This window comes from Larkinella rosea, assembly GCF_003858635.1.
Lineage (GTDB): Bacteria > Bacteroidota > Bacteroidia > Cytophagales > Spirosomataceae > Larkinella > Larkinella rosea.
Window position 1 is genome coordinate 1,261,320 of the sequence record NZ_RQJO01000008.1, and the last position, 20,660, is coordinate 1,281,979.

The window sequence follows — 20,660 nt, forward strand, 5'->3', positions numbered from 1 at the left end:
CCGTCTTGAACTGGGATTACGCGGATTAAAGGATTAAGAGGATATAAAAGATAATCATAGTTAATCCTTTAATCCGCGTAATCCCAGTTCAGGAATCTTTAAGAATGTTGGGCGACAAAGCTAACAGTTTCAGCGGTTTTATTCCAGAAAACGCGCTCTTAACTCGGGAGTAGGAAGGCGACAGGCATCCTGTTTACCGAAAAACCGGTAGCGGTTTCGGGCAATCAGGTCGTATACCGCATCGCGCAGAAACCGGGGGATAATTCTGAAAATGGTCAAAACCGGCCAGACTCCGCTCAGGCACCGGGCAATCGCCAGAGCGGCATCAGACTTGACAAACGACTGCCCGTTTCGGATCAATACAATACTGTCGACCGGGCCGTTGGCGGACGGGTAGCGGTTCAGGAGTTCCTGACCGGTTTCGGATTGAAGCGCCACAAACCGGAAGCGGTTTTTCGGGTCATGGTCGATGATGAAATTGACCGCTCCATTGCATAAATTACAGACGCCATCAAAGACGATAATTTCCATCCGGACATTGCTTAAAATAATCCTATTCTTTCCAGTCACTACCAGAACAGAATAAGCGATTGATATGTTACCAGGTAGAGGAAGACCGCAACCTTTTATTGATTCCAAATAAGCGTAAAAAAGCGGGGTTTTTTTGGTTCGAATTGCTTTGTGCTGTAGTTTTGACCTCTACGAATTGGTTAATTTTCAAGCCGGTTTACTACACATTTTTTTTTGATTACGCTATATGTCTTGGGTAACAACAACACTTTCCAGCTCCCTCGGTCGCAAAGTTGTCATGTCGCTGACGGGGCTGTTTTTGTGCTCGTTCCTGATTGTTCACCTGGTTGGGAACCTGCAATTGTTCAAAGGCGATGAAGGCCAGTCCTTCAATGAGTACAGCTATTTTATGACCCACAATCCGGTCATCAAAACGATTTCCTACCTGCTGTACTCCTCCATTATCGTTCATGCCCTGATGGCGCTGGCGCTGACGCGGCACAACCAGGCTTCACGTCCCATTAAATACGCGTACGAGAAACCGGAAGCCAACAGCCACTGGACCTCGCGGAATATGGGGATTTTAGGGACTATCATCCTTATTTTCATCATCATTCACATGCGGACATTCTGGTATACGATGCACTTCGGGCCGGTCGTTCTGAATGGCGAAACCATTACGGCGGGATCGATTCCGGAAGTGACGTACGACGGTGAACCGATCAAGAACCTGTATGCAGTAACGACCTTTGCGTTCTCGTACCTCTGGTATGTAGCCTTGTATGTTCTGTCGATGGTGGCTTTGTCGTTTCACCTGGTACACGGTTTTCAAAGCGGTTTCCAGACGTTGGGACTGCGCCATAAAAAATACTCCCCGCTTATCGAATTTGTGGGTACCTACGGATTTGGCGTCGTCATTCCGGCCTTGTTTGCCGCCATGCCGGTTTTCATTTACCTGAAAGTGCACCACATTCTTTTTTAATCAGAACAGGGTTTTATCGAAGTAGAATTGAACCGTATCTGTCTATGATCGACGTACTAGAAGAGCAAGAAACCGGAATCAAGCTGGACTCAAAAGCTCCGGAAGGCCCCCTGGCTGAAAAGTGGGCGAAACATAAATTCAACCTGAAGCTGGTAAACCCGGCTAATAAACGGAAATACGAAGTTATCGTTGTCGGAACCGGTCTGGCCGGAGCGTCGGCAGCGGCTGCCCTGGGTGAACTGGGCTACAACGTCAAGGCGTTCTGCTTTCAGGATAGCCCCCGCCGGGCGCACAGCATTGCGGCTCAGGGCGGTATTAACGCGGCTAAAAATTACCAGAATGACGGCGACAGCGTTTTCCGGTTGTTCTACGACACCATCAAAGGCGGTGACTACCGGGCTCGCGAAAGCAACGTTCACCGACTGGCCGAAGTAAGCGTCAATATCATCGACCAGTGTGTCGCTCAGGGAGTTCCCTTCGCCCGTGAATACGGCGGAGCATTGGCAAACCGGTCGTTTGGGGGGTCGCAGGTATCACGGACGTTCTACGCGCGGGGCCAAACCGGCCAGCAGTTGCTGCTGGGGGCTTACAGTGCGCTGAGTCGTCAGGTTGCCAACGGGAAAGTGAAACTCTTCCCGCGCACCGAAATGCTGGATCTCGTCATCGAAGGCGGTAAAGCCCGTGGTATCATCACCCGCAACCTGGTTACCGGTAAAATCGAATCCCACTCGGCACATGCGGTTTTGCTGTGTACGGGCGGTTACGGCAACGTTTTTTACCTGTCGACCAACGCGATGGGATCTAATGTGACAGCCGCCTGGCGGGCCCACAAAAAAGGGGCGTTGATGGCCAATCCGTGCTTCACCCAGATTCACCCCACCTGTATTCCGGTCAAAGGAAAATACCAGTCGAAACTCACACTGATGTCGGAGTCGCTGCGGAACGATGGCCGGGTTTGGGTACCGAAAACGGAAGAAATTGCCGAGCGGGTTCGCAAAGGTGAAATCAAGGCGAAAGATATTAAGGAAGAAGACCGCGATTATTTCCTGGAACGCCGGTATCCGTCGTTCGGAAACCTGGTGCCGCGCGACGTGGCTTCGCGGAATGCGAAAAACGTCTGCGACGAAGGCCGGGGCGTTGCGGCCTCGGGTCTGGCGGTTTATCTCGACTTTGCCGATGCCATCAAACGCGACAGCAAAAAGGTGATTGAAGCCAAGTATGGCAACCTTTTCGAGATGTACGAGAAAATCGTGGACGAAGACCCGTACGAAACACCGATGAAAATTTACCCCGCCGTTCACTACACGATGGGCGGTTTGTGGGTCGATTATAACCTGATGACGAACGTTCCGGGCCTGTATGCCCTGGGCGAGGCTAACTTCTCCGATCACGGAGCCAACCGGCTGGGTGCTTCGGCACTGATGCAGGGGCTGGCCGACGGTTATTTCGTTATTCCCTATACGCTGGGTGATTACCTCGCAACGATTGGTCCGGCCGATAAAATCCCGACGACGCATCCCGCTTTTAAGGATGCCGAGCAAACCGTGAATGACACGATTTCGCGCATGTTGTCGATTAAAGGCGATAAAACCGCTGAAGAATTCCACCGGCAACTGGGCCACATCATGTGGGAGTACTGCGGAATGGCGCGGAATGCGGAAGGGTTGACAAAAGCCAAAAAACTCATTCAGGAACTGCGGAAGGAGTTCTGGACTAATCTGCGGTTGACGGGCAGTGACATGGAGCTAAATCCCGCGCTGGAACAGGCTTCCCGCGTGGCCGACTTCATCGAACTGGGCGAACTAATGGTCGACGATGCGCTGAACCGGAATGAATCCTGCGGAGGCCATTTCCGGGAAGAGTTCTCGACCGAAGATGGTGAAGCCAAACGCGACGACGAGCATTATACGTATGTAGCCGCCTGGGAATACAAAGGCCCGAATCAACCGGAAAAGCTACACAAGGAGATGCTGAAGTTTGAAACTGTGAAGCTGACACAACGGAGTTATAAATAAGGGTTAACCGTTTAAGGTTCAACGTTTAACGTTTTAAACCTTAGGCTCAGACGTCATACGAAATGAATATTGCCTTAAAAGTCTGGAGACAAAAAAATAGCCAAACACCAGGCAAAATGGTGGATTACAAACTGTCGGATGTTTCGCCGGATATGTCTTTTCTGGAAATGTTCGACGTTTTGAACGAAGAATTATCCCACAAAGGGGAAGAACCGGTTGCGTTCGATCACGACTGTCGCGAGGGAATCTGCGGCATGTGCTCGATGTACATCAATGGACGGCCCCACGGTCCGGAAACCGGTACAACCACCTGCCAGTTACACATGCGGAGTTTCAACGACGGCGATACCATCGTGGTGGAACCCTGGCGGGCGCGGGCTTTTCCCGTAATCAAGGATTTGGTGGTCGATCGTGAAGCTTTCGATCGGATTATCCAGGCCGGTGGATATGTGTCGGTGAACACAGGTTCCGCACCGGATGCCAACGATATCCTGATTCCGCGCGAAATTGCGGATGAAGCGATGGATGCGGCCCAGTGTATTGGCTGTGGAGCCTGCGTTGCCGCCTGTAAAAACGCATCGGCGATGTTGTTTACGGCGGCCAAGGTTTCTCAACTGGCGGTTTTGCCGCAAGGTCATGCCGAGCACCAGTTGCGGGCCGAGCGCATGGTAGCCCAAATGGACGCCGAAGGTTTCGGAGCCTGTTCATTCACGGGCGCCTGTTCCGTGGAATGCCCGAAATCCATTTCACTGGATCACATCGCCCGTTTGAACCGAGAATATCTGGGTGCAAAATTGGCATCAAATAACGTATAAGGTAGACTACAACTTACTCGTTGGAACGCCCGGCCCACATGGCCGGGCTTTTTTTGTTACCGATTTAAGAAAATTATAAAATTAAATGTGACTTCAGCGCCATTCCTGCGTCTGGATAACAGTCCTCCTGTAAAAACAACTCATCTTATCATTACACACTCGCTGAAGTCATGGGAATTCTGGTTACAATTTTAGTCGGTGCCGTTGCCGGGTGGCTGGCCGACCTGGTTTTCAAGCGGTTTTCGTTTTCAATCTGGATTCAGATTCTGTTGGGGATCGCCGGCAGCTTTGTCGGTAGCTGGTTGTTAGGCAACGACTTACAGGTTATGCTGGGGCTGCCCGAACTACCGGCCCGGATCACGACGGCCTTCCTGGGTGCATTGGTTATTTTAGGAATTGTAGCCCTCGTCAAAAGCAGACAAAGCAGCTAATCAACTTATTTTAAGTCGTTTTCGCAGATTTTTGTAACGTTTATGTGACTTTTTGCAACGACTTGCGTCTGATTAGTGACTGAAAGCTAACAATCTTTACCCATGGAAAAAATCAAACGTAATCGCGCACAGACTTCGCAGCGAATTATCAATGCACTGGAAGAGGTTATTGCAGAAAAAGGCATTGACGGGATTGGTATTAACCGGATTTCTGAGAAAGCGGGTGTCAGTAAAGTGCTGATATACCGCTACTTCGGTGGTCTGGATGGGTTGCTGACCCATTACATTAAAATGGGACGGTTATTTCCGCTACTCAGTCCGGCGACTCTCGAGCAACTTCGCCCGGTTCACGAGAATGATCTGTCCAAACTTTGGTATAAACAACTGGTTCACACTTACCGGTTTTTCCGGCAATTTCCGGCGGCTTTTCAGGTTCTGAAAGCAACGGTGGCCGAAGAAAGCCAGATGGCCACGGAAGCAAGTGCCGCTTATGACGAAGAACTGACGCGAATGGTCGATCAGCTGGCTTATATTAAAGGGGCTGATTTTCAGGCGGTTTCGGCCATTATGACCGGCGCTATGTCGTATCTGACCCTGCTATCGAAAAGCAACCGGACCATGATCGGAATCAATTTAACAACCGAAGCGGGCTGGCATCGGATCGAGGAAGCCGTTCGGGTTATTTATACTGCATTAAACCGCATGGCTGTTCAATCAAACGAAGTATCCCTGGAAGTCCATAAGACGGGCGTTCCGTCTACGTATTGGTGATCATTGCTCCATTTTCTCTGTTTACGCCGGTCATCAGGTATCACTTAATCCACCTGATGATCGGATTTTTAGTTTCGTTGAAATAATTGAATACAACCTGATTATATAAATTGACCAGGCTGCGTGTGAAAATCGGTGCTTCCGGTTTTGCAACTGTCCGGCTCGGTCTGATGAATGCAAACGTCGTTACTGGAAAAAGCCCAAACCATGCGTTATTTTTCCGTTTCCCAGAACGAGCGGTAATAGGTACGGAAAAATAGAATGGCAGCTACCGCAAGACCGGCAATCGACAGGCCCCAAGCTGGTAAATGATACATAATCAGAAGGAAGTAGCCGATGATCGGCCAGAACAACCGACCCATAAACCGGTCGCGGTCGTGATGGCGGGAGAGGAGCGTAACGTATTGAAGCAGTAATAAACTGAGCCCGAATGCCCAAACACCTGTAACGTCCGGAATGGAAACGTCGCCCGGATGATTGTAAAGCAACAAAACCGCTTCGGGGCTGATGATCAACGCAACGATTCCGATATAATTCAGCAGTCGCCTTGTGAGTGATAGGGGCAGGTTCCGCAGCAGCAGTAATTGAGTCGCTTCAAACTGATAGAATTCAAAAACGATTCCGGCGTGAAAAACCGCCGATAGCAGCATTCCCAGGGAAAGCAACCGAATGTCGTAGTCGTCGGTAGGGTAGAGCGCCAGTACGCCAATCATGACCAGACACGAACCGGTTTTGGATAGAAACAAGGTGGCGGGTTGGTCGCGGAAGAGATAACGAATGAAAAATAAACCGTAGGGGGTGCTCAGCCGCTGCCGGAGCCAGGCACCCAGATTTCCGGTAAACTGCTCCGGATTGGGGTTCCGCAACGCTCGTTCGACGAAAGGCAAGGGCAAAAGCGAAAGCAATCCAACAACCAGAATTACGAGCCCGTTGGCCAGCGTGGTCTGTTGTTTACTCCCGACCCAAAGCATAAAACCGGCATAAAAAATGACGGGGGTTAGCAATTGCAGGTGGAGCAGGTATAACATCAAAATGCGTTTCATCGGCGGAACGAGCCGGAAAAACTGCAGCAGGTCATTGGTTTGGAAAAGCTGTAAACTAAACCGAAGGGCATAAACCGCATAAATCGCCCAAATCAAGACGTAAATAGCCAGAAAAGCCGGATCGTGGAGGGCGTAAGTCGCCAGTGCGATGTGCTCGACCGAACTTAAAAAGCCGAACGACAGCATCAGAACAACCAGAAATAAACCGGTATTTTGTAGAAAGAACTGGCGCACCAGCAGCTTTTCCGGAACGGCCCATCGTGCTGTCATGCTCAAGCCGGTTGGGGGAGAAGTTCGAGGGTTTGATTTTGAATGATCCAGGTCGAATCGACGGGAAGTTCCGTCGGATCGACATCCTGGTGCGTCGATAGCAGAAAACTTACGCCTTGCTGGCGTTGTTGCCGGATGCGTTCAATCACTACTCGGGTAGTCGCGTGGTCGAGCGTAATGAGCGGTTCGTCGAGCAGAATGAGGTGCGGTTTTCCCAGAAAAGCCAGGACCAGCGACGTTTTTTTGAGCATTCCGCTCGAATAGGTGCCAACCGGCGTTTTCATAAAATCCCGGATTCCAAACAGATCAATCAATTCATCCACCTGCTGGTTAGGGCTCTGTTTGGTCGCAGCCACCCAGCGAATCAACTCCCAGGCTGACAGAAATTGCGGATACAGTGGTTCGGCTTCGCCGTAATTGACCCGCAACCGATATTCGACCGGCTGTTGGCGAATGTCGTATTTATTATCCAGCACCAGCGTCCCTTCAAAGGGTAACAACCCGGCGACCGACCGAAAAAAAGTCGTTTTACCCGAGCCATTGCGACCTTTTAGCCAGTGAATTCCCGGCGAAAAATCCGCCTGCGGAATCGCCAGCACCAGTCGGTTGTGGTACGATTTTTGAAAATTCCGGATACTGAGCATCAGTGAGAAACGGTGGCGACTTCTTTCTTTTTCGCCAGTTTTTCCACCACGTATTCCCCTACTTTCCGGCCCTGTACGTTGCCGATTTCCAGGGCATCCCGGAAGTGAATACCACCGTACAACCGGCTGTAAGAAGCCTCGATAGCGGCATCCCGGAACGATTTGAACGAGCGCACGCCGTGCCCGTACGGGTTTTCGGTCGAATCCGTAAAAGCGACATTATCGCCGTAAAGCAAGGTTAAAACTTCCGCAGCTGCGGCCGAAATCACGCTGTGGCCGCTGGTGTATTCCGGGAACGGCGGTGTCTGCAGATACGGAGTCCATTTCGGATCCATGAATTTGTTGATGACGGTTTCGGGGCGGATGCGGTTGCTGCGGTATTTTTCATCCCAGCAACTGATAAACCCATCGGCTAAGGCAAAAGCTGTCAGGGTGTAAGCCTGCACACTCTTGGCAAAATCTGCTTTTTGTAACCGGGCAACCGTCGCGGCAATGGCCAGCCAGTGCCCACCCGGGGTCATTTTCTTGGATGCGTACGAAACGTGCCCGGCCACGTTCATCACAAAGGCATTATCGTCCCAGAAAAACGCAATTTTACGTTGTTCCTCCGTCTGGTGAATGCCCAACTGGTAGACCTCATCGACCAGTTTGTAGAACGGACTTCCCTTCGTCATGTTGTACGGAGCGGCTTTCGGGGGCATAAACTGCGAGCAGGTATCCATTACCCAACACCGGATTTGCATCCATTTGGGTTCGGCAGCTTCCATGTAGGCCGGGGGCGTGGGCACCCAGGTTCCTTCGGCGTTGGTAACCGTATGCTTAAAACCGCGTGTTTGCTTGTAATGGTCTTTACCGGCAAACTCCATGATGTGCTTGGCCACCGCTTCACCGTAGGCCGTCGAACGCTCAATTACATCGTCGGGAACGCCAATGGTTTTGTATTGGGCATAAAACTCTTTTTCAAAACCGTCAAACATGTCGCCGGAAAACGTCAGATTGCGACTGACAGTCAGAAAAGCCCGCGTACTGGCGAGCGGAAAACAATATTCCTGACCGGGTTCCGGTTTTGGAGGGGCCGTAAAACCCCGTAGTTTTCCCGCCAACGATTCATAACTCGGCTGACCCGGCAGCATCGCTTCGTAACCGGCGAGATTGGCATAACCGTAAATCCGGCTGGCTACTGGAGGGGAAAAAATGTCGTGGATGATAACGTCGGTCAACTGCTTGACACACTGGTGGTAACGCTCCGGCTCGGCGGCTTTGGCGTTGTATTCTTGGGGAGTGGCTTTGGGTTGGCAGCTGGTAAAAAACCAAAAACCGCCCAGCAGCATCACCCATGCGAATGGATTCTTCATAGTAATCCGGGTCAAATAGTACAAGAGGACTACAAATTTACCTTAAAAAAAGCATACCTGATAACTTCAAAGGTGATGGATTATGAATGATAAACGATGAAGTAGCTGACGCAACGGAAATAATGCATCATTCATCATTCATAATCCATCATTCCTTTTAAAAACCTGCATCGTCGTGTCGTTGCGGGCCACCAGCCAGAGCGGGGTGTTGGCGACCCGAATGGGTTTGATGTCGCGGATTTCGCCTTCGAGCAGAAAACCGCTGCTGAACGGTGAAAGAGCCGAAAACCGGCTCGAATTCGTCGCCGATTTTCCCTTGTTTTTAAGAATCAGGCCGTAATTGGCATCGTAACGACCCTGGTATGTGCTGACGCCGTAGAAGTTACCGCCCGCCAGCACGTCCGGAAAACCGTCGTTATCGATGTCATCAGCCCGGAGCGCAAACAATTTGGAAACCTGGGCCAGCATCGGCAACGGATGAACGGCAAAATGCCCGTTTCCCTGATTTTCCAGATAGACCGACGCAAACTGGTTCACCTCGTATTCTTCCGCGTCCTTCAGTTCATCGCCTTCAAATAACTTTTCGATCGGTTTCCCGGCAAAAGACTGATAATCCGTAAACCGTTTGTTAATAATGCTCGGCATCTGTTTCCCCAACTCATCTTTGAAATTGACCGGATACCAATCCCTGTCGTTGCGCTGATACGCCAAAACCTGGTCGACGCTGCCGTTTTTGTCGAAATCCTTTACCCACATTTTCAACCGTGGATTCGCCTGTTTGATAAACTTGGTGTTCAGACCCAGATTACCGGCCACCAGATCCAGATCGCCGTCCCGGTCGAAGTCGGCCGCAGTCAGACATTGCCAGAAACCGCTCAGAGTTGTATTTTCATCCGTCAGGCTTTTTGCAACTTCCAGTTTGCCGTTCTGTTTGGCAAACACCCGGATCGGCATCCAGTCGCCAGCCACCACCAGATCAAGGTCTTTGTCCTGATCGTAATCTATCCAGATTGCGTCCGTTACCATCCCGGCTTTCCGCAGTTCCGGCGCCAACTGATCGGTTTTGTCCGTAAACCGCCCCTTGCCGTCGTTGATCAACAAATACGAATGAGGGATTTTCCCGTACGCAAACGCCACCACGCGACCGCCCACGAACAAATCCAGGTCGCCGTCGCCGTCGAAATCGACCGGACGAACGCAGCTTTTGTTATCGTACATCGGCGGCAAACCGTTCGAGCGACTAAAAGTGCCTTTGCCGTCGTTCAGATAGAGTCGATCAAACTGCTCGGGCATTTTTTCGAAAAACTCGTTACCGCCCGACACCACGTACAGGTCCAAATCTTTATCACCATCGGCATCGAAGAAAACCGCGTCAACATCTTCATAGGTCGAATCCGTCTGAAAAACCGGTTGGTAACTGGCCCGAAACCGCCCGTCGGGCTGCTGAATCTGTAAACTGCCGGGTTGCCATTTGGCACCAGCCGCATAAAAATCGTCCCGCCCATCGCCGTTGACGTCGCCGATTGCCAACTTCGGACCTTCCATCGACACCTTGAAGGGCATCAGCGATTCGCGGACAAAGTCAAAATAGATGTTTTCCTGATGCTGATAGGCAATCGGAAACTGCCCGGTTACATCCTTCAGCAAGGGAGACGGTTCGGGGGCCGTAAACTGAAACGAGCCAACATCCTGTTGCGCGGCATTTTGCTTCAGAGTCAGCGTTTGATTGGCTTTGATGGCCGTTTGCACTTCCATTTTCTGATTCGGCCAGATCACGATCAGTGAATCGACGGCCTTGAGATCGCCCAGGCCAAACGTCAAAACCGGCTCGACAGACGATTCAAAACCGCGTGTGGGCATCAGTTGCTGGAGCTGCAAACCGGTTTTCGTTTTCAGAATCACTTTCGCACCGACCCCAAACGAATTTCCGGAATTCCCCTGCAATTTGATTTTCAGCCAGTGATGGTTCGGAAATAACTCATTCGCCTGATTCTGGTACAACCCCGCCGGATCGTTGATGTCGTTGGTGACCAGATCCAGATCGCCGTCATTGTCCAGGTCTGCGTATACCGCCCCGCTCGAAAACGTTGGTTTTTCAAAACCCCAGGCCAGCGACTTGTCCGCAAATTTCAGTTCGGAAGAGCCTCGGTACAGATAATTATGCACCTTGCCTTCGGGCATCGTCGCAATCGCTTTTTCGTCCAGCAATTTGGACGTTTCGATGGCATACCGCAGTGAATCATCGGACGCATATTTGACGTAATCGAGATCGTTGGGCCGCCGGACAATGCCGTTGGAAATGAACAGGTCCTTGATGCCGTCGTTGTCGTAATCGGCCAGCAGCGGAGCCCAGCTCCAGTCCGTCGCGGCCACGCCCGCCAGGGCACCCACTTCCATGAATTTTTTGCCGGATTGGTTGATTTGCAGGCAGTTACGGCTGTACTGGTTCATGTAACCAAAACTCAATTTATAGAGGTAAATGTCCAGCGGATCTTCGCCCAGCGACATTTTTTCCACGGTTTCGTCTTCCGGATACATATCGAGTGTCACTACGTCCGGATACCCATCGTTATTGACGTCGGCCACATCGTTCCCCATCGAAAACCGGCTGACGTGCGCAAAGGCCTTTTTGACACGTTCCGTAAAACCGCCTTTTCCGTTGTTGATGTAGTAATAATCGTCCTCGTGAAAATCGTTGGACACGTAAATATCCTCCCAGCCGTCGTTGTTCAGATCCGCCACCGAAATACCCAGTCCATAGCCCATAGCCGCCCCAAAAATCCCAGCCTGTTCGCTAACGTTGGTAAAGTTAGCTGGCCCCTTGCCGAACACCAGGTCATTCCGATACAAATAATCCCCTGATTCGTTCTGGCGGAGGTTGCGGGCGGTTACGCGGTCGTAACTGCGGGAGGTGTGGACGGCGTGATTGAGCAGGTAGCAGTCCAGGTCGCCGTCGTGGTCGTAGTCGAAGAAAGCGGCTTGAGTCGAAAAACCAGTAAAGTCCAACCCGTAGTCGGCGGCTTTTTCGGAGAAAGTGCCGTCCTGGTTGTTGATATACAGCTCATTAGAACCTTCTAAACCTTTGAAATTGCCCACGGCACACACGTAAATGTCGAGCCAGCCGTCGCCGTTGACATCGGCCATCGTGACGCCTGTCTGCCAATCCGAGAACCCTTCGACCCCGGCTTTCTGCGTGATGTCTTCAAATTTCATCCCGCCTTTGTTGAGGTACAGCTTGTTTTTGCCCTGATTCGAGACAAAATACAGATCACTCAGGCCGTCGTTGTTGATGTCGCCAGCGGCCACACCCGCGCCATTGTAGAAATACAGGTAATCGATGATGTTGAAATGATCGGTATTCTGCACGTGGTTGACAAAACCGATGCCCGTCCGGGCCGAATCCAGCGATTGAAAAAGCGGTTTTTCGGACGAAGAACCCAACTGTTTGCAACCAGACACAAACAAGATGAAAGGTATAGAAAAAAGACTTATGCGTTTCATTATAATCAATTCCTAAATTGTCTGAACCGGGATTACGCGGATTCAGGGATTAAGAGGATATAAACGATTTAAAAAGATTGCGGTAGCCAATCCCCTTAATCCTTCAATCTGCGTAATCCCGGTTCAAGACGGTTAATCCTTTAATTCCAGTTCTAGAACCTGTACTTTATCATTGTTCTTTACAGCAACAAACTGTCCCTGCTTCAAACGCGCCAGGTGCCGGACCTGGCCGTGGACGATGAAACCGGATGCGGTTGGGCTGAGTGGTTCCCACCCATTTTTACCTTTTCCCAGTAAAACCAGGCCATAACTGGCGTCGTACCGGCCAATTTCGGGCAATACATCGTAAAAGTTGCCGGTCAGGACCAGGTCCGGTTTCTGGTCGCCGTTGAGGTCGGAGATTTCAATGCCGCAGATGGGCGAAAACTGGGCTTCCTTTGGCAGCGGCTGAAGCGTTAATTCACCTTTGCCATTGTTGAGTAACATCGCCGATTCGCCCGTATAGGCCCGCTGCACAACGGCGCTTTGCAACTGCTTTTCGTCCAGAATTTCGTTCAGTTTTTTGCCCGCGTAATCCGTAAACTTGATGTATTTTTTCTTGATGCCTGGCATTTCTTTTTGCAAATCCTGCTTCAAAACCATTGGATACAAGGTGCCGGTTTCGTCGGCGCAGTTGATGATTTGCTCCAGACTGCCGTTCTGGTCGAAATCCGCCGTGTAAAGTTCCGCCGGTATTTTTTCCGTCGCTTTGATCCGGGAGTTCAGGCCCAGATTGCCAACGACCAGATCAAGGTCGCCGTCGCCGTCCACATCGCCCGGTTTGATGCAATTCCACCAGCCGGAAGCGGGCGTGGTCGAGTTCGGCAGCTTAACGGTTTGCGGATTCACCAACCGCCCGCGCTGATTCTGAAAAACCGTGACCGGCATCCAGTCGCCAACGACAACCAATTCTGGAAAACCGTCGCCATTCAGATCGGCCCAACTGGCATCGGTTACCATGCCCAACTGCCCGACGTCGGGCATATATCGTTTCGTGTAATTCTTGAAATTCCCGCTGCCGTCGTTCGTCAGTAAATAACTGGCTGGATTTAAGCCATATTGTCCGGGAGTCAGTCGGGTACCAATGAATAAATCAGTATCCCCGTCGTGGTCGAAGTCGGCAGCCGCCACGCAGGAACCGCTGGCTTTCAGATTCGGCAACCGTTCGTCGCGGACAAAACCGCCTTTCCCATCGTTAATGTATAGCCGGTCGAGCAATTCTTCCGCTTCGGGTTCAAATTCATTGCTTCCCGAAACGACGTATAAATCCAGGTCATTGTCGCCATCGGCATCGAAGAAAACCGCATCGACGGCTTCGTACGTCACATCCTGCCGCAAAACCGCCGGGGTTTTATCCACAAAGTGGCCGTTGGCTTGTTGCACAAAAAGTCCGTGCGGTTTTCCGAAAGAACTGCCAAAAAACACATCATCCAACCCGTCGCCGTTGATATCGCCGGTTGCCATTGCCGGTCCGCCGGTCGAGAGCATTTGTTTTAGTAATGGATCGCGGTTGTAATCGACAAACTGACTTTCTTCGTGCGTATAATTCAGGCCGGATGACACTGTAATATCCTGAAAAAGAGCCGTAGGCGGTTTTTGTGATTTCCAAAAACCGGTTGCCGATTGCTGGTTCAACGTCAGTAACTGGTTGGCTTTGGGTTGGCGCAGGGTTTGCATCCGGTCGTTCGGCCAGACAACCGTTACGGAATCGATACCGGAATCTGTTCCTAAACCAAACAGCAGATTCAGGTCGACGGACGATTGAAACCCGCGATTGGGCATTTGCTGCAATACCTGCATGTTGTCCTTTTGGTACACAAAAACCCGTGCGCCGATGGCATTGCGGTTTTTGGCCTCCCCGACCAGTTTGACGCGTAAATAGTTCGTTTTGTTTCGCTCAACCGAGGTGTTCTTGAAAACCGAAACCGGCGAATTGACATTGTTCACCACCAGATCCAGATCGCCGTCATTGTCGAGATCGCCGTAAGCCGCGCCGTTCGAAAAATTCGGTTCGCCCAGCCCCCAGCTGGCGGCTTTATTCGTGAACTTCAACTGGCCTTCATTTTTAAATGCGTAGTTCGGAATCGGTTCGGAGGGGGCTTTGTCCAGAAATTCCTTGAAGTTAAATGCCCGCTGACGGGCAATCTGGGCCATGTTTTCGCGGTCGGCCAGGAAGTGGATAAAGTCCTGATCTGTCACGTCTTTGGCGATCCCGTTGGCCACAAAAATATCCTTCCGCCCGTCGTTGTCCATGTCGAAAATCAACGCCCCCCAACTCCAGTCCGTCGCGTGAACTCCCGAAAACCGGGCCACGTCGCTGAACAGCGGAATCGTCGTTTTGCCGGAATTGGTTTCGTTGCCCTGGTTCAAATGCAGCATATTCTGCATGTACTGGTAATGAAAATCCCGCGACAGCTTGATTTCCTGCAGGTCGTAATTCTCGTACGCACCGGTTTTTTTCAGGCGCCTATCATTGCCGGGCAGCATGTCGGTGACGAAAATATCCAGCCGACCATCGTTGTTCACATCGGCCACATCGGCGCCCATCGACGACAGGCTGAGGTGCGGCATGGCGTCCTTGACCGACTCCCGAAACGTGCCGTCGTGGTTGTTCAGATACAGGTAATCGCGTTCGTAAAAGTCGTTGGAGATGTAAATATCCAGCCAGTTGTCGTTGTTGACATCGCCAATCGTGATGCCCAGGCCAAAACCGATCAGACTCCCATAGATCCCGGCTTTTTCGCTGACGTCGGTAAAATGGGCGCCGTCATTCCGAAACAACTTGTGACCACCCAGCGGATCGCGTTCAGAGCGGATGTTGGCGTAGCCTAGTTTGCCGACGGGCATGAAGCTGTTGTTAAGCAGATACATGTCGAGATCGCCGTCGCGGTCGTAGTCGAAAAATGCCGCGTGGGTCGAATAACCGTGATCGTCCAGACCGTATTCGGCGGCTTTTTCGGTGAAGGTCACCGTACCATCTTTGCCAATTCCGTTGTTGATAAAGAGCTCATTACCACGGTCGTCGCCGGGGCGTATACCGGCGTTGCAGACGTACAAATCCAGAAAACCGTCACCATTGACGTCGGCAAATGTGGCTCCGGTGCTCCAGGCCCGTTTGCCGGCGACGCCCGCTTTCGCGGTGATGTCTTCAAATTCCAGCAGCGCCGAGCCTGCCTTCCCTTTATTGAGATACAGGCGGTTTTCGCCCATGTTGGAAATCAGGAAAACGTCTGAAAAACCGTCGTTGTTCACATCACCGATGGCAACGCCCCCGCCGTTGTAGAAATTCCGGTAATTAAAAATGTTGAAATCGGCGTCGTCGACGACGGAATTGGTAAACTGGATGTGGGTATTTTCGGGGAGTAATTTCTCAAAAAGCGGTTCTTCCGATGGCGTGTTCGAAGAGTGGCAACCCATCAGAATGGTAACAAGTAGACAAAAAACCAGATGGCGCATGTACAATAACCTACGGTCAGATCAAGCCTTAAAGATACTTAATAAATTGCTTTTAAGTAGCGGTTTTATCCCATCGAAAAACCATTCTGTGCCGGATTTGAGGCCGGTAAAACTGAAAAAGCCCGGAGACCCGGGCTTTTTCAGGAAAAGTCATTTTTATTAGTTGTAGCCCGGATTTTGCTTCAAGTTCGGGTTCAACGAAATCTGATCTTTCGGAATCGGGAATAACGTCCGGTAAGCTTCCGAAGCGGGTTTGAAACGCCAGGCTTTGGTAAACTGCCCGAATCGGATCAAATCCTGACGGCGGTGGTATTCCCACGCCAGCTCGCGGCCCCGCTCGGCCAGAATCTCGTCCAGCGTCAATTGAGCCGCCGTGTAATCCGGTACGCCCGCCCGTTTCCGGATAATATTGAAATCCGCTAACGCATCGGCCACTTTGCCCAGTCGGAAATTGGCTTCCCCGCGCATCAGGTAAACATCGCCCAGGCGGTAAACCACGAAATCGTTGCTTTGGTCGTTGGTGGTGTTGTTCTTCTGAATCTCGTATTTCTGACTCCGGGCTCCGGCCAAACGGCCAGCCGGCCCGGCCGCCATTTCGAAAGCCGGAACTTCCGGCGTGATGACCATCGGAACACCGTCGTCGTCCATTGCCTTGCCCGTAGCGTCATATTGCTGACCCACAATCCACATTTTCTTCCGCAAATCCTGCGCTGTGAACGAGTTGTAAAACTCGGTTACGGTGGCAAAACCGTTCCAGGGTGCGGCTGGCAGGTTGTAGGTCAACTGGTGCTTGTAGTGGAGAGTTGCCATCTGAATATTGAATCCTCCTTTTTTCGAGTTATCGAAAGGGGTCGCCAGAATGATTTCAGGCGAGTTCTGGTTCTGCACCTTGAAGTTGTCCAGCAAATCGGCCGTTAGCGAAAACTTGCCCGACTTGATAATACTGTCGCAACGGGTAACCGCATCTGCCCAGCGGGCCGTGCCGGTATAAACCTGCGCATTCAGGTACATCTTGGCCAGAATCATGTTGACAACCTGTCGGTTAAACCGGCCATAATAAGCTCCGCCCACGGTTGAACTCAGCTTGGGATATACTTCCAGCAATTCTTTCTCGATCCAGGTAAAGACCTCCGTGCGGTTCTTTTGGGCAGGAGCCGTTGTACCGACCTGATCGGCAATGATCACATTGCCAAACATATCCATTGCCTTGTAATGGAAGAACGCGCGCAGGGCCCGTAGCTCGGCTTTCACCCCTTCGTCGGTAATGGAGCCCAACTGCTGGTTGATGGAGGTGATGTTGTTGTAACACCAGGTCCAGGGACCGTTGAACTGCCCATTGTCGGTTGTTGGGTCCCAGGTGTGCGTATAAAGCCGTTTCCAGTTATCGCCATCCTTCCAGTCACCACCGCGGGTCGGAACAATCTGTTCGTCCGTCACGGCGTTTAGGTTCGTACTATTGCCGTAATAATCGGCCAGACCGCTGTAGAGCGGGCCGATCAAAGCCGCCTGCTGAGCCGCCGTGCTTCCGAACTGATCGGTCGGAATAACGTCGTAGGTTTTTTCGTCAAGGTTCGTACAGGCTTGTCCTGCCAGCAGCAGAACCAGACAGACACCCCAAACTCGTATGGTTGAATTAAACATCTTGTAGTTGATAGTTAGTTGATTACAACGATCAGAACGTTAGGTTGACACCCAGTTGGAACGACCGTGTCTTCGGATAAATATTGCTAAAGTCCATCCCGATGTTGTTGGGAGCCTGACTTTCGTTTTGCAAATCCGCTTTTACCTGAAGCTCTGGATCGACGCCTTTGTACTTCGTAATGGTGAACAGGTTGTTACCACCAATGTAGATTCGGGCCGCCTGCAGGTACTTACTGGCGGTCTTGAAGTTGTAGCCGATTTGCCAGTTGTCCAGACGGGCATAGGAGCCGTTTTCCAGCCAGTACGTCGACAGCACGTTGGTTCCGTAATCTTTCGGTAGATCCGCTACGCCATTTAGCATGTTCGTTTCCAGGATAGAGCCCGGAATCATCAGGTTCGAACGCAGGTTGTTCAGGATTTTATTGCCGAACGAACCCCGGATCTGAAAACTCAGGTCAAATCCTTTGTACGAAAAGTTGTTGATGAACGACGCGGTCAGGAAGGGTTGTGGATTGCCCTGCGAAACCGGATTTTGACCGGCAATTCCGGCGGCAGCATCGGCCTTGCTTACGTCGGTGGTTGGCTGATCGCCCGAACCCGGTTTCAGCAGCACTTTGCCATCGGCCGTGTAGCTCACAAACGTTGGTACGTTGTTGAACTCACCCAGCGGACGACCCGGCCACAAATACGAGGCAAACACATCCGATAAACCACGGCCACCAAAGGAATTGAATCGAATCAGACCCGAGTCGAATTCAGCGCTTTTCAAGTTAACAATGGTGTTTTTGTTATAAGCACCAACGATGCGGGATGTCCAGTTGAAGTCGCCTTTCTGAATGATATCACCCCCGAACGAAAGTTCGATTCCCCGGTTTCGCATGGTTCCGACGTTGGCCCAGATAAAGTTCGTGAAGTATTTAACCCCATCGGCCGGTACCGAATACCGGTACAGCATGTCTTTGGTCGTCTTGTTATAGACTTCCAGCGTTCCCGAGAATCGTCCGTTCAGCAACTGGAAGTCCAGCCCCAGATTGGCGGTGGTCAACACTTCCCATTTCAGGTTTGGATTGGCATTTTGCGTAATCCCGTAACCCGGCAGGAAGTCGGCCACGCTGCCATCGTAGTAGGTTCCTTTCTGACCATACAATTGGAGCGACTGATACGGTTTCAGGCCTTCGGAGTTCCCGGTTTGTCCCCAGCCTGCCCGCAGTTTCAGGTAGTTCAGCGTGGTTGATTTCGGGAAGAAGTCTTCGTTCGTCAGGGTCCAGCCCGCACCGACCGATGGGAAAAGCCCCCATTTGTTGTTGGCCCCAAACTTCGAACTACCATCGCGCCGTAAAGTGGCCGTGACGTTATATTTGTCGTTCATGTTCAGCGTAGCCCGGCCAAAGAACGAAGCCAGCGTGGTGGCGTTGCGGTACGAAGTCGCGTAGTTGGACGCCGGACTCAGCAGCGTACCCGCGCCCAGACCCAGGTTGTTGTACGACAGTGAACTGGTCAGGAATTGGGTGTTCCGGGCCTGGAAACCGTCATAAACGATGTTCTGATACGAATAACCGCCCAGCACTGAGAAGTTGCTGTTGTTTTGACCAAACGATTTATTGTAGGTCGCGGTCAGTTCGAGCAGTTTGTTGTTGGTTTGATCCATCTTCCGGTAGGATTCGCCGTTTGCTGACTGGAAAGCTTTGATCGCCCGGTCGCGGGAGCGGCTCTCGTCGGTATTTTCGTTCTGGAAAGCACCATTAACCCCTAATGTCAGTCCGTCGATCACCTCGTAGCGCAGGTTGACGCCCCCGATCAGTAACCGCTTTTGCTGGTCAAATTTCTGGTTGTTGATCATACCAACCGGGTTGGCAAGGTCAAAACTACCCCCCACTTCATAATACCCGCCCACGTTGTTGGCACCGGTTGGATCGACGACGGGTAGTGTCGGCAGAAAGGTAACCGCCCGGGCGATGATGCCATCGTCGTTCAGTTTGGAGTTGGTGTTGGTCACCGACAGGTTATACTGGATGTTCAGCCGGTTATCCAATGCCTTCTGATCGAGGTTGATACGGGCCGTAACCCGGTCAAACCCCGTGTTTTTGATGATCCCGTTACGACCAATGTAATTCAGTGATCCGCGGTAACTGAAAGCCGGAGAGCCGCCCGAAATAGCCAGATCATGGTTGGTTGTTACGCCGGTCCGGGTAATTTCTTTCACCCAGTCCGTATCGTAGTTGCCTGCCGGAAACCGGATTCGGTCACCGGTTACCGCAGATGCACCCTTAATTTTGGTTACCGCATCGCGATAGCCCTGAGCATCCAGCAGATCAAGCCGTTTAGAGATAGTTTCAACACCCACATAATTGTTGAACGTAATCGTGGTTTTGCCCGATTTACCACGCTTGGTGGTCACGATAATTACCCCGTTGGCAGCCCGGGAACCATAAATGGCGGCTGCCGACGCATCTTTCAACACGTCCATCGATTCGATATCCGTTGGTGACACCGTCTGGATCGGAACGCCGATGACGCCATCGACCACATACAACGGATCGCTGCCGCCCGCCAGTGACGTATAACCCCGCAAACGCACGGTTGGCGCCTGGTTCGGATCGCCCGAAGGCATCGTAATGACCAGACCGGCTACTTTACCCTGAATGGCTTGCAATGGATTTGGAACGATACCGGGGTTGAATTCCTTGGCGGTAACCTGCTGCACCGAACCGGTCAGGTCTTTGCGTTTCGCCGTGCCATACCCCACAACAACGACTTCTTCCAGCGATTTGGTATCGGAAGTCAAAGCCGCATCGACTACCGAACGGTTTCCTACGGCAATTTCCTGGTTCTGCAACCCGATGAAACTAAAAACCAGGGTAGCGTTGTCGGGAACATTGGTGAGGGAATACTTGCCCTCGGCATCGGTGTTGGTACCACGGGTCGTTCCTTTCAACTGGACCGTTACCCCCGGTAGCGGCGCTTTGTCTTCTGATGAAGTGACGGTACCGGTTACGGTCCGATCCTGTGCAAAAGCCTGGCTTAAGCTCAGGCATAAAATGAACGTAAAAGAGAACAGAAAGGCCGGAAAATAAGCGCTCCGGTTGGCCTGAGTTGCCCGCAGCGATACAGACCGACTTACCTCTTTACGTCCATGATTGAATCCGATAAAGCGGTTCATCATAGGTTAACTGTTAGAATAGGTGAA

The 20,660-nt window shown here is 51.5% G+C and carries 13 protein-coding genes; 5 read left to right on the forward strand and 8 right to left on the reverse strand.

Features of this window, described 5'->3' with window-relative positions:
* Positions 1 to 138: 138 nt before the first annotated feature.
* Positions 139 to 531 carry a thiol-disulfide oxidoreductase DCC family protein gene (locus EHT25_RS13990; protein ID WP_124875467.1) on the reverse strand — a complete coding sequence of 131 codons (393 nt, stop codon included), beginning with the start codon at positions 529 to 531 and terminating at the stop codon, positions 139 to 141.
* Positions 532 to 757: 226 nt separating this feature from the next.
* Here EHT25_RS13990 and EHT25_RS13995 point away from each other — a divergent pair, with 226 nt between their 5' ends.
* The 5 genes from EHT25_RS13995 (at position 758) to EHT25_RS14015 (ending at position 5,524) form a co-directional block, all read left to right on the forward strand.
* Complete coding sequence (locus EHT25_RS13995) at positions 758 to 1,492, forward strand: succinate dehydrogenase cytochrome b subunit (RefSeq protein WP_124875469.1); 735 nt, start codon at positions 758 to 760, stop codon at positions 1,490 to 1,492.
* 77 nt (positions 1,493 to 1,569) lie between these two features.
* Positions 1,570 to 3,507 carry a fumarate reductase/succinate dehydrogenase flavoprotein subunit gene (locus EHT25_RS14000; protein WP_124876124.1) on the forward strand — a complete coding sequence of 646 codons (1,938 nt, stop codon included), beginning with the start codon at positions 1,570 to 1,572 and terminating at the stop codon, positions 3,505 to 3,507.
* A 62-nt stretch (positions 3,508 to 3,569) separates the two neighbouring features.
* Complete coding sequence (locus EHT25_RS14005; protein ID WP_124875471.1) at positions 3,570 to 4,322, forward strand: succinate dehydrogenase/fumarate reductase iron-sulfur subunit; 753 nt, start codon at positions 3,570 to 3,572, stop codon at positions 4,320 to 4,322.
* A 170-nt stretch (positions 4,323 to 4,492) separates the two neighbouring features.
* Entirely contained in the window at positions 4,493 to 4,753 is a 261-nt protein-coding gene (locus EHT25_RS14010) for a GlsB/YeaQ/YmgE family stress response membrane protein (RefSeq protein ID WP_124875473.1), read from the forward strand.
* A gap of 102 nt (positions 4,754 to 4,855) precedes the next feature.
* The gene (locus tag EHT25_RS14015) at positions 4,856 to 5,524 is read left to right on the forward strand and encodes a TetR/AcrR family transcriptional regulator (RefSeq protein WP_124875475.1); all 669 of its coding nucleotides are present in this window, start codon (positions 4,856 to 4,858) and stop codon (positions 5,522 to 5,524) included.
* Positions 5,525 to 5,736: 212 nt separating this feature from the next.
* Here EHT25_RS14015 and EHT25_RS14020 read toward each other — a convergent pair whose 3' ends face one another.
* The 7 genes from EHT25_RS14020 to EHT25_RS14050 form a co-directional block, all read right to left on the reverse strand.
* Positions 5,737 to 6,837 carry a hypothetical protein gene (locus EHT25_RS14020; protein ID WP_124875477.1) on the reverse strand — a complete coding sequence of 367 codons (1,101 nt, stop codon included), beginning with the start codon at positions 6,835 to 6,837 and terminating at the stop codon, positions 5,737 to 5,739.
* Between the two features lie 2 nt (positions 6,838 to 6,839).
* Positions 6,840 to 7,481 carry an ABC transporter ATP-binding protein gene (locus tag EHT25_RS14025; protein ID WP_124875479.1) on the reverse strand — a complete coding sequence of 214 codons (642 nt, stop codon included), beginning with the start codon at positions 7,479 to 7,481 and terminating at the stop codon, positions 6,840 to 6,842.
* Positions 7,481 to 8,836, reverse strand: a complete 1,356-nt coding sequence (locus EHT25_RS14030) for a vanadium-dependent haloperoxidase (protein ID WP_185731361.1) — start codon at positions 8,834 to 8,836, stop codon at positions 7,481 to 7,483. Before EHT25_RS14030 ends, EHT25_RS14025 begins: the two co-directional genes overlap by 1 nt.
* Before the next feature lie 138 nt (positions 8,837 to 8,974).
* Entirely contained in the window at positions 8,975 to 12,337 is a 3,363-nt protein-coding gene (locus tag EHT25_RS14035; RefSeq protein WP_124875481.1) for a VCBS repeat-containing protein, read from the reverse strand.
* 132 nt (positions 12,338 to 12,469) lie between these two features.
* Complete coding sequence (locus EHT25_RS14040; RefSeq protein ID WP_124875483.1) at positions 12,470 to 15,832, reverse strand: VCBS repeat-containing protein; 3,363 nt, start codon at positions 15,830 to 15,832, stop codon at positions 12,470 to 12,472.
* Positions 15,833 to 15,991: 159 nt separating this feature from the next.
* Positions 15,992 to 17,473 carry a RagB/SusD family nutrient uptake outer membrane protein gene (locus EHT25_RS14045; RefSeq protein WP_124875485.1) on the reverse strand — a complete coding sequence of 494 codons (1,482 nt, stop codon included), beginning with the start codon at positions 17,471 to 17,473 and terminating at the stop codon, positions 15,992 to 15,994.
* Between the two features lie 31 nt (positions 17,474 to 17,504).
* On the reverse strand, positions 17,505 to 20,636 hold the full coding sequence (locus EHT25_RS14050) for a SusC/RagA family TonB-linked outer membrane protein (RefSeq protein WP_229311533.1): 3,132 nt from the start codon (positions 20,634 to 20,636) through the stop codon (positions 17,505 to 17,507).
* Positions 20,637 to 20,660: the final 24 nt, after the last annotated feature.